General features: G+C 69.9%; 7 protein-coding genes, 1 tRNA gene and 1 pseudogene. 6 read left to right on the top strand and 3 right to left on the bottom strand.

What is annotated here, in order from left to right; all coding sequences use genetic code 11:
- Positions 1-170: helix-turn-helix domain-containing protein (locus JWR33_RS06220; RefSeq protein ID WP_297410312.1), on the top strand; the 170-nt coding region annotated here is incomplete at its 5' end.
- 112 nt (positions 171-282) lie between these two features.
- Positions 283-1,134, top strand: a pseudogene (locus JWR33_RS13550) (site-specific integrase); the annotation flags it as partial.
- 168 nt (positions 1,135-1,302) lie between these two features.
- Here the strand turns inward: JWR33_RS13550 and JWR33_RS06215 are convergent.
- Positions 1,303-1,379 (bottom strand) — tRNA-Val (locus JWR33_RS06215).
- Between the two features lie 88 nt (positions 1,380-1,467).
- On the opposite strand from JWR33_RS06215, the gene JWR33_RS06210 reads away from it, so the two are divergent.
- Positions 1,468-1,956, top strand: a complete 489-nt coding sequence (locus tag JWR33_RS06210; protein ID WP_297410309.1) for a glutathione peroxidase — start codon at positions 1,468-1,470, stop codon at positions 1,954-1,956.
- A gap of 97 nt (positions 1,957-2,053) precedes the next feature.
- On the opposite strand, the gene JWR33_RS06205 is transcribed toward JWR33_RS06210, so the two are convergent.
- Positions 2,054-2,527, bottom strand: a complete 474-nt coding sequence (locus JWR33_RS06205; RefSeq protein WP_297410307.1) for a peroxiredoxin — start codon at positions 2,525-2,527, stop codon at positions 2,054-2,056.
- A 156-nt stretch (positions 2,528-2,683) separates the two neighbouring features.
- Positions 2,684-3,418, bottom strand: a complete 735-nt coding sequence (locus JWR33_RS06200) for a DUF72 domain-containing protein (RefSeq protein ID WP_297410305.1) — start codon at positions 3,416-3,418, stop codon at positions 2,684-2,686.
- Positions 3,419-3,685: 267 nt separating this feature from the next.
- Between JWR33_RS06200 and aceE the strand changes: the two genes are divergently transcribed.
- From aceE to JWR33_RS06185, 3 genes are all read left to right on the top strand, one after another.
- A complete protein-coding gene (aceE, locus tag JWR33_RS06195) occupies positions 3,686-6,427 on the top strand; it encodes a pyruvate dehydrogenase (acetyl-transferring), homodimeric type (protein WP_297410303.1) in 2,742 nt (913 codons plus the stop codon).
- Between the two features lie 12 nt (positions 6,428-6,439).
- Entirely contained in the window at positions 6,440-7,636 is a 1,197-nt protein-coding gene (locus JWR33_RS06190; protein ID WP_297410301.1) for a helix-turn-helix domain-containing protein, read from the top strand.
- 5 nt (positions 7,637-7,641) lie between these two features.
- Positions 7,642-8,493 (top strand): hypothetical protein (locus JWR33_RS06185; RefSeq protein ID WP_297410299.1); only part of this gene is annotated, 852 nt, incomplete at its 3' end.

The following is an 8,493-nucleotide window of genomic DNA, read 5'->3' as shown; positions in this document are numbered from 1 at the left end:
CGCTCGAGGTCGCCCAATGGCTTCGCGTCTCCAAACAGACTTTGATGCGGTGGCGAGTGTCAGGCGCGGGACCGGCCTGGCTCAGCCTCGGTGGCATCCCGCGATACCTGCGAGGCGACGTCGACGCCTATCTGGCGGAGGTCCGCAGTGGCGGTCGACCAGCTTCCTAGCGGCAAGTGGCGGGCGCGGGTCTACGCCAGCGGGCGCATCATCGCGACGCGCACGTTCACCCTCAAAACCGACGCTCGCACCTGGGAAGCCGAGCAGGTCAGGCAGCTCGCGATGGGCACCTACTTGCCGCCGGCCCGCGGCAAACTCACGCTCGGCGAGCTGGCGGAGCAGTGGATGAAGGCTCGGGCCAACGCTGTCGCCACCTCGACCTTGCGCGAGGAGGGGTACTCTCTGGCCTACCTGCCACCGACACTCCGTGACCGCCCGATGGCCGCCCTGCGCCCAGCTCACTTCGACGCCCTCTACGCGACGTTGCTCGGCAAGCTGGCTCGCTCAACGGTGTCCCGCTTCCGCAACACCTTGTCGAGCATGTTCGGCTGGGCCGTGCGGGAGGGAAGGCTCAGCACGAATCCGGTGCTGGCCTCGCGCGTGCCCCGCGGCAGCGCGGCGGGAGCCCGACGGGAGGTCTACCCATTCGCCATTCACGAGCTGCGGGCAGTCCACGCGGTCCAGGCGCACCGCCCGGATCTCGCCGACGTCGTGCTCGTCCTCGGACTGACCGGGATCCGGTGGGAAGAACTCCGCGGGTTGCGGGTGCGCGACGTCCAGCACGTGCCCTACCCGGCCTTGCGGGTGTCACGATCCTGGCCCGACGGCGAGCCGGTCCGGAACGTGACCAAGGGTGGCGGTGCCCTGACCGTGCCGTTGGCCGCCGAGCTGCTTCCCTTGATCGAACAGCGGTCGGCCGGCAAGGCGCCGGAGGACGTCCTGTTCTCGACACCGGCCGGCACGCCCTACTCCTGCCCGAACTTCAAGCGCGACGCCCGGTGGATGGACCTGGCGTTCGGCCGGCGCATCCACGACCTCAGGCACACCGCCGCCACGCTCTGGCTCGGTGCCGGAATCGACCTCAAAACCACGCAGGCGTGGCTGGGGCACTCCTCGGCCAAGCTCACCGCTGACCTCTACGCGCACTGGATGGGCACCGATGCCGAATGCTGCGGCGCTCGCCCGGTGGAACGCGACGCTGAGCGTCGATCCCACAGTCACGACACAGTCACGAGGGCCTACCTGAGGGTTCTCGAACGACGAAGCCCCGGCCAGCAAGGTGACGCTGACCGGGGCTTCTCCTGGTGGGCCCTGAGGGACTCGAACCCCCGGCATCCACGGTGTAAACGTGGCGCTCTAACCAACTGAGCTAAGAGCCCGGACGCCGAACCGGCGCGGCTCCATGGTACCGAGGAGCCGCCCGCTTCCCCGCGGAATCGAATCAACCGCCGACCGGTTGTCCACTCCATGGAACTCGACACGATTGCCCTCACCACCATCCGCGGCGAGGCGACGACGCTCGCCGAATATGCGGGCAAGGTGAAGCTGGTGGTGAACGTCGCGTCTCGATGCGGCCTCACTCCCCAGTACGAGAAGCTCGAGCAGCTGCAGCGCACCTACGGCGACCGGGGCTTCACGGTGCTCGGCTTCCCCAGCAACCAGTTCCTGCAGGAGCTGCGCTCCGAGGAGGCGATCGAGGAGTACTGCTCCGCCACCTGGGGCGTCACCTTCCCGATGTTCGAGAAGGTCCGGGTCAACGGCAGGCGCCGGCACCCGCTCTACGCGGAGCTGACCAAGGCGGAGGACCCGCAAGGCAAGGCAGGCAAGGTCGCCTGGAACTTCGAGAAGTTCCTCGTCTCGCCGGACGGCACGGTGCATCGCTTCCGTTCCAGCACGGAGCCGGATGATCCTCAGATCGTGGCGCTGATCGAAGCATCACTGCCCGTCGCGCGCTGACCGCCTCCCGCCGCGAGCGGCCCGGAGCGCCCGAGGTGCCACTTGATGTCGCTTCCGGGCGCGAATGGCGTCACGAACTGCCACCTCGGCCGGAGAGTCAGACGCGGGCGAGCCGCAGTTCCTGGACCGCCTGGCGGTAGGCACCCATCGGGCGGGCCTCGCCGGGACCGGAGATGAAGCTGGCGCGGATCACGCCGCCCTCGTCGATGAGGAAGGTCGCGCGGGTCGCGAAGCCCTTCTCCTCGAGGAAGACGCCGTATTCGCGGGCGACCTCGCCGTGCGGCCAGAAGTCCGCGAGCAGGCCGAACTCGTACCCCTGCTTCTCCGCCCAGGAGCGGAGAGTGTGCTTGGAGTCGACGGAGATGCCGAGCAGCTCGATCCCCTCGGACTCGAACAGCTGAAGGTTGTCCCGCAGCTCGCACAGCTCGCCGGTGCAGGTGCCTGAGAAGGCGAGCGGGAAGAAGACGAGGGCCACGGACTTCCTGCCGCGGTAGTCGCTGAGGCGCACGCGCTCGCCGAACTGGTTCGACAGTTCGAAGTCGGGGGCGTGAGTGCCGTTCTCCAGAGCCATGGCTCGCAAACTTCCTTCCGACCAGGGCGCTCGTTCTCGCTGCGGTGCGAGGGAAGCGCGGGTCTACCCGGTCAACTGCATCATGATACGCGCGCAGAGGAGCCCGCGACCCGCCAGCGGCTGCGCCGAGGAGACCGGAAGCAGGCAGCCGACGCGTCAGCCGCCGAGCATGCCCCGCAGCGTCCACGCGTTGCGCACGGCGTTGCCGTCGCCATCGTTGTTGAAGTAGGCGTAGACCTCCTTGCCCTGGCCGGCCCATTCCCGGATGCGCTCCGCCCACCAGCCGAGGTCCTGATCGGAGTACGAACCGCCGTAGAGGTACTGCGAGTCGGGTCCGTGCAGGCGCACGTAGACGATGTCCGAGGTCGAGCGGAGCACGCAGGGCAGCCCCGCGCCGCTCATCACGCAGTACGCGGCCCCGTGCTCCTCGAGCAGCCGGAACACCGCGTCGTCGTTCCAGCTCGGATGGCGGAGCTCCACCGCCACGCGCATCCACTCCGGCAGCCGGTGCAGGAAGTAGGAGAGGCGCGCGTCGTCCCGCGCGAAGGCGGGCGGCAGCTGCACCAGCAGCACCGCCCGCTTGTCCCCGAGCTCGTGCCATGACTGCGTCATCCGCTCGATCCAGGCCTCCGGCGCGTAGAGCCGCTTGGCGTGCGTGAGGCCGCGCGGTGCCTTGACCGAGAGGCGGAACCCCGGAGGCAGCCGCCGGCGCCAGCTCGCGAAGCTGGCGGGGCGCGGCCAGCGGTAGAAGCTCGCGTTCAGCTCCACGGTGCCGAACTGCCCGAGGTAGAAGGGCAGCCGATCCCAGGGGGCGGTGCCGGCCGGATACAGCACGTCGTCCCAGTGCGAGTAGCTCCAGCCCGACGTGCCGATGTGGACTCGCTCGAGCACGGCCCGACCTCCTTCTGCTCTTCCCGCCGACGCAACCGAGCGGCCGAACCGCAACCGCCCGCCGTTGCATTGTGGCCGGAGCGTCGCGTCTGTCGCTGGATGCGATCTGTCGCCGCCGGGCCGGAACCTCCCGTCGGGTTGTTCCGGCCGGAGACGTTAGGCTCGGAATCGGCTCTGGTGTTGTCGCAACCCGACAAACCCGAGCGCGACACAGACAGGTGCTGCCGGCTTCGCAAGACGCTCCGGTTCCGCGAAGAGAGGTCGACGTTGACAGTCAACGACCAGGATCCGTACTCGGTGAATCACACCGATTCAGACCCGGAGGAAACCGCAGAGTGGACCGAGTCCCTCGATGCTCTCGTGCAGGCGCACGGTCACGAGCGTGGGCGCGAGATCATGCTCAGCCTGCTGAAGCGGTCGAAGGAGCTGCACCTCGGCGTCCCGATGGTGCCGACCACGGACTACATCAACACGATCGCTCCGGAGAACGAGCCAGAGTTCCCCGGCGACGAGGAGATCGAGCGCCGCTACCGCGCCTGGCTCCGCTGGAACGCCGCGATCATGGTGCACCGCGCCCAGCGGCCTGAGGTCGCGGTCGGCGGCCATATCTCCACCTACGCCTCCTCCGCCACCCTCTACGAGGTCGGCTACAACCACTTCTTCCGGGCGCAGGACCACCCGAGCGGCGGCGACCAGATCTTCTTCCAGGGGCACGCCTCCCCCGGCATGTACTCGCGCGCCTTCCTCGAGGGCCGGCTGAGCCCCGAGCAGCTCGACGGCTTCCGCCAGGAGAAGTCGCACAAGGGCGCCGCGCTGTCCTCGTATCCGCACCCGCGGCTCATGCCGGACTTCTGGCAGTTCCCCACCGTGTCAATGGGCCTCGGCCCGATCAACGCCATCTACCAGGCGCAGTCCAACAAGTACCTCACCAACCGCGGCATCAAGGACGCGTCCGAGCAGCACGTCTGGGCGTTCCTCGGCGACGGCGAGATGGACGAGGTGGAGAGCCGCGGCCAGCTCCAGGTGGCGGCCAACGACGGCCTCGACAACCTGACCTTCGTGGTGAACTGCAACCTGCAGCGCCTGGACGGGCCGGTCCGCGGCAACGGCAAGATCATCCAGGAGCTCGAGAGCTTCTTCCGTGGGGCCGGCTGGAACGTCATCAAGGTCATCTGGGGTCGGGAGTGGGACGAGCTCCTCGCCCGCGACAGCGAGGGCGCCCTTCGCGACCTGATGAACCGGACCCCCGACGGCGACTACCAGACCTACAAGACCGAGAACGGCGCGTATGTGCGCGAGAACTTCTTCGGTCGTGACCCGCGGGCCCTCGAGCTGGTCAAGGACCTCACCGACGACCAGGTGTGGGCCCTCAAGCGCGGCGGCCACGACTACCGCAAGGTCTACGCGGCCTACAAGGCGGCGGTCGAGCACAAGGGCCAGCCGACGGTCATCCTGGCGAAGACCATCAAGGGCTACGGCCTGGGCAAGACCTTCGAGGGCCGCAACGCGACCCACCAGATGAAGAAGCTCACCCTCAACGACCTCAAGCTGTTCCGCGACGAGATGCGGATCCCCATCTCCGACGCGCAGCTCGAGGAGAACCCGTACCAGCCGCCGTACTACCACCCGGGTCAGGACGACGAGGCGATCCAGTACCTGCAGGAGCGCCGGCGGGCCCTGGGCGGCTACCTGCCGGAGCGGCGCACCACGCATACGCCGATCTCCATCCCCGACGACTCCGCCTACGCGATCGCCAAGAAGGGCTCCGGCCAGCAGCCGGTCGCGACCACGATGGCGTTCGTCCGCATCCTGAAGGACGTGATGCGGTCGAAGAACTTCGGCAACCGCATCGTGCCGATCATCCCGGACGAGGCGCGCACCTTCGGCATGGACGCGTTCTTCCCGAACGCGAAGATCTACAACCCGTTCGGCCAGCACTACACGTCGGTCGACCGCGATCTGCTGCTCGCCTACAAGGAGAGCCCGCAGGGCCAGATCATCCACGTCGGCATCAACGAGGCGGGCGCCCTCGCGGCGTTCACCGCGGCGGGGACGGCCTACTCCACGCAGGGCGAGCCGCTCATCCCGGTCTACGTCTTCTACTCGATGTTCGGCTTCCAGCGCACCGGTGATGCCCTCTGGGCGGCCGGCGACCAGATGGCGCGCGGCTTCCTGATCGGCGCCACCGCGGGGCGGACGACGCTGACCGGCGAGGGCCTGCAGCACGCCGACGGGCACTCCCCCGTGCTCGCCAACACGAACCCGGCGGTCGTCTCCTACGACGCGGCCTACGGCTACGAGCTCGGCCACATCGTGAGGAGCGGCCTGGAGCGCATGTACGGCACGCGCCCGGACGGCACCCCGCATCCGGACCCGAACGTCATGTACTACCTGACCGTCTACAACGAGCCGATGGCGCAGCCGGCGGAGCCCGAGAACCTCGACGTCGACGGCGTCGTGCGTGGCCTCTACCTGCTCAAGCGGGCCGAGGGCGAGGGTCCCCGGGCCCAGCTGCTCGCCTCCGGCGTGGCCGTGCCGTGGGCGCTCGAGGCGCAGAAGCTGCTGGCCGAGGACTGGGGCGTCGCCGCCGATGTGTGGAGCGTCACCTCGTGGTCCGAGCTGCGCCGCGACGGCCTCGCGGCGGAGCAGGCGTACTTCACGCATCCGGACGACGAGCCGCGTCAGGCCTACGTCACCGAGAAGCTGCGCGGAGCCGAGGGGCCGTTCGTGGCCGTCACCGACTTCTCCCACGAGGTGCCGGACATGATCCGCCAGTTCGTTCCCGGCGACTACTTCACCCTCGGGGCGGACGGCTTCGGCTTCTCCGACACGCGCGCGGCCGCACGGCGGTTCTTCCTGATCGACGGTCCCTCGCTGGTCGTCCGCACCCTCGAGGCGCTGGGCGGTCAGGGCAAGGTGGACCGCGGCCTCGCCCGCCAGGCGATCGACAAGTACCGCCTGCTCGACGTCACCGCCGGCACCACCGGCAGCGCCGGCGGCGAGAGCTAGCCAGCGCCGCACGTGGCACGGACGAAGGCGGAGACGCTCGCATGGCTGCGAACTGTCTCCGGTGAGCTCGCCACCGCCACGCTGAAGCGGCTCGAGGACACCCTCCCCTGGTACAGCGAGATGCCGCCGGGCCGCCGCTCGGCGGTCGGGCTCGTCGCGCAGGCCGGCATCACCTCCTTCATCAGCTGGTATGACAACCCGCGCTCCACCCCGTGGATCGCCGCGGACGTCTTCGGCGCAGCGCCCCGCGAGCTGCTGCGCTCGGTGAGCCTCACCCAGACACTCCAGCTCATCAAGGTGACCGTCGAGGTGGTCGAGGACCGCGTGAAGGACAGCGGCGACGGCCTTCGTGAGGGCATCCTGCTGTACTCGCGGGAGATCGCCTTCGCCGCGGCGGACGTCTACGCACGAGCCGCTGAGGCTCGCGGCCTCTGGGATGCCCGTCTGGAGGCGCTCGTCGTCGACTCGATCCTCTCCGGCGAGGCGGACGACGAGCTGCCCAGCCGCATCGCGGCGCTCGGCTGGCACGGCCACGGCGAGGTGTGCGTCCTCGTCGGCACGGCTCCCACAATGCTCGACGTCGACCAGCTCCGCCGCACGGCCCGGCACGTGCACGCCGACGTGCTCATCGGCGTCCAAGGCACCCGCTTGGTGCTCGTCATCGGCCGCGCCCTGCCGACGCCTCAGGAGGGCGAGGAGGCGCGCTCCGGCGACGCTCAGCTCAGCTTCCTCGAGATCGCACAGCGGCTCGAACCGGGCTTCGGCCCCGGCCACCTGGTGCTCGGTCATGAGGTGCCCGACCTCGTGCAGGCGTCCCGCAGCGCTCGGGCCGCCCTCGCCGGCTTCGCGGTGGCGCGCGCCTGGCGGAACGCGCCGCGCCCGGTCCTCGCCGACGACCTGCTGCCCGAGCGCGCCCTGGCCGGCGACCCTCTCGCCCGGTCGACTCTCGTGAGCCGCATCTACCGGCCCCTGCAGGACCACTCCACGGAGCTGCTCGTCACGCTCTGGTGCTACCTCGACAACGGCCGCTCCCTCGAGGCGACCGCTCGGGAGCTCTTCGTGCACCCGAACACCGTCCGCTACCGCCTCAAGCGCATCTCCGAGGTGATCGGCTGGGACGCCACCGGTGCCCGAGAGGCCGTCATCCTGCAGTCCGCGCTGATCCTCGGCGCCATCGCGGACCCTGCCCCTCCGCTCAAGCGTCGCTGACGCCCGTGCCGCCGGTCACCCCTGGCGCCTCCGCCCGCCGGCCTTCCCCCGCACGACGGCGCTGGGCGCTCCCCGGCGCGCTGCTCGTGGTCGCCGTGCTCGCCGCCGGCGGCTGCGGTGCAACACACCCGGATCGCGCTGCCACGCCCCGACCGGTGGTCCTCGCGGCCGAGCCGCTGCAGCTGGACAATCCCCAGCAGGAGGCGGTGGTGTGGCCCATCTGGGGCGGCGCGTTCACCCCCGACGAGCCGGTGACGATCTCCGCCCGCCTTGCCCCGGGCGGCGCAGGCGGCAGCGGACTCGTGATCGCCGGGCCGGGCGAGCCGGACGCACGGATCAGCGTCGAACTGGTCGCCGAGGACGGCGGGTGGCACCTCCTCGGAAGAGAGGCAACGACCGTCGTCGATGAGCAGACGGTGCGCGCGGGAGCATCCGACCGCCTCGCCATCACCGTGCACGGGGCCGATGTGACGGTCACGGTCGGAGAAGGCGATCCGACGACGCTGCATCTCCCCGCACCGCTCGCGCCCGACGCCGGAGCCGCCGGCCTCTACGCCTACCTCGAGCCGGGCGCCACCCTCGAGATCCGCGAGGCCAGTGTGTCGCAGCCGCTGCCCCGCCACCCGGAGCTCGGCAGGCCGCTGCGGGACCTCGCCGCCGCGCGCGCCACCGAGGTGGGCAGCGCGCTCGACATCTGGCCGCCGCTCTCCGACCTCGGGTTCGAGTCGATGCTCGCCGAGCAGTTCAACTCGGCCGCGCCGACCGAGTTCTACTGGGCCACCACGCGGGGCGAGGACGAGGACTACTTCTTCCTGCCTGCCGACGTCAGCGTCAACTACGCGGAGGTGCACGACCAG

Source organism: Naasia sp. (assembly GCF_025465545.1).
In the GTDB taxonomy this organism is placed as follows: Bacteria; Actinomycetota; Actinomycetes; order Actinomycetales; family Microbacteriaceae; genus Naasia.
Note: the sequence above shows the minus strand (reverse complement) of the source record. Positions and strands in the feature narration are given on the sequence as shown.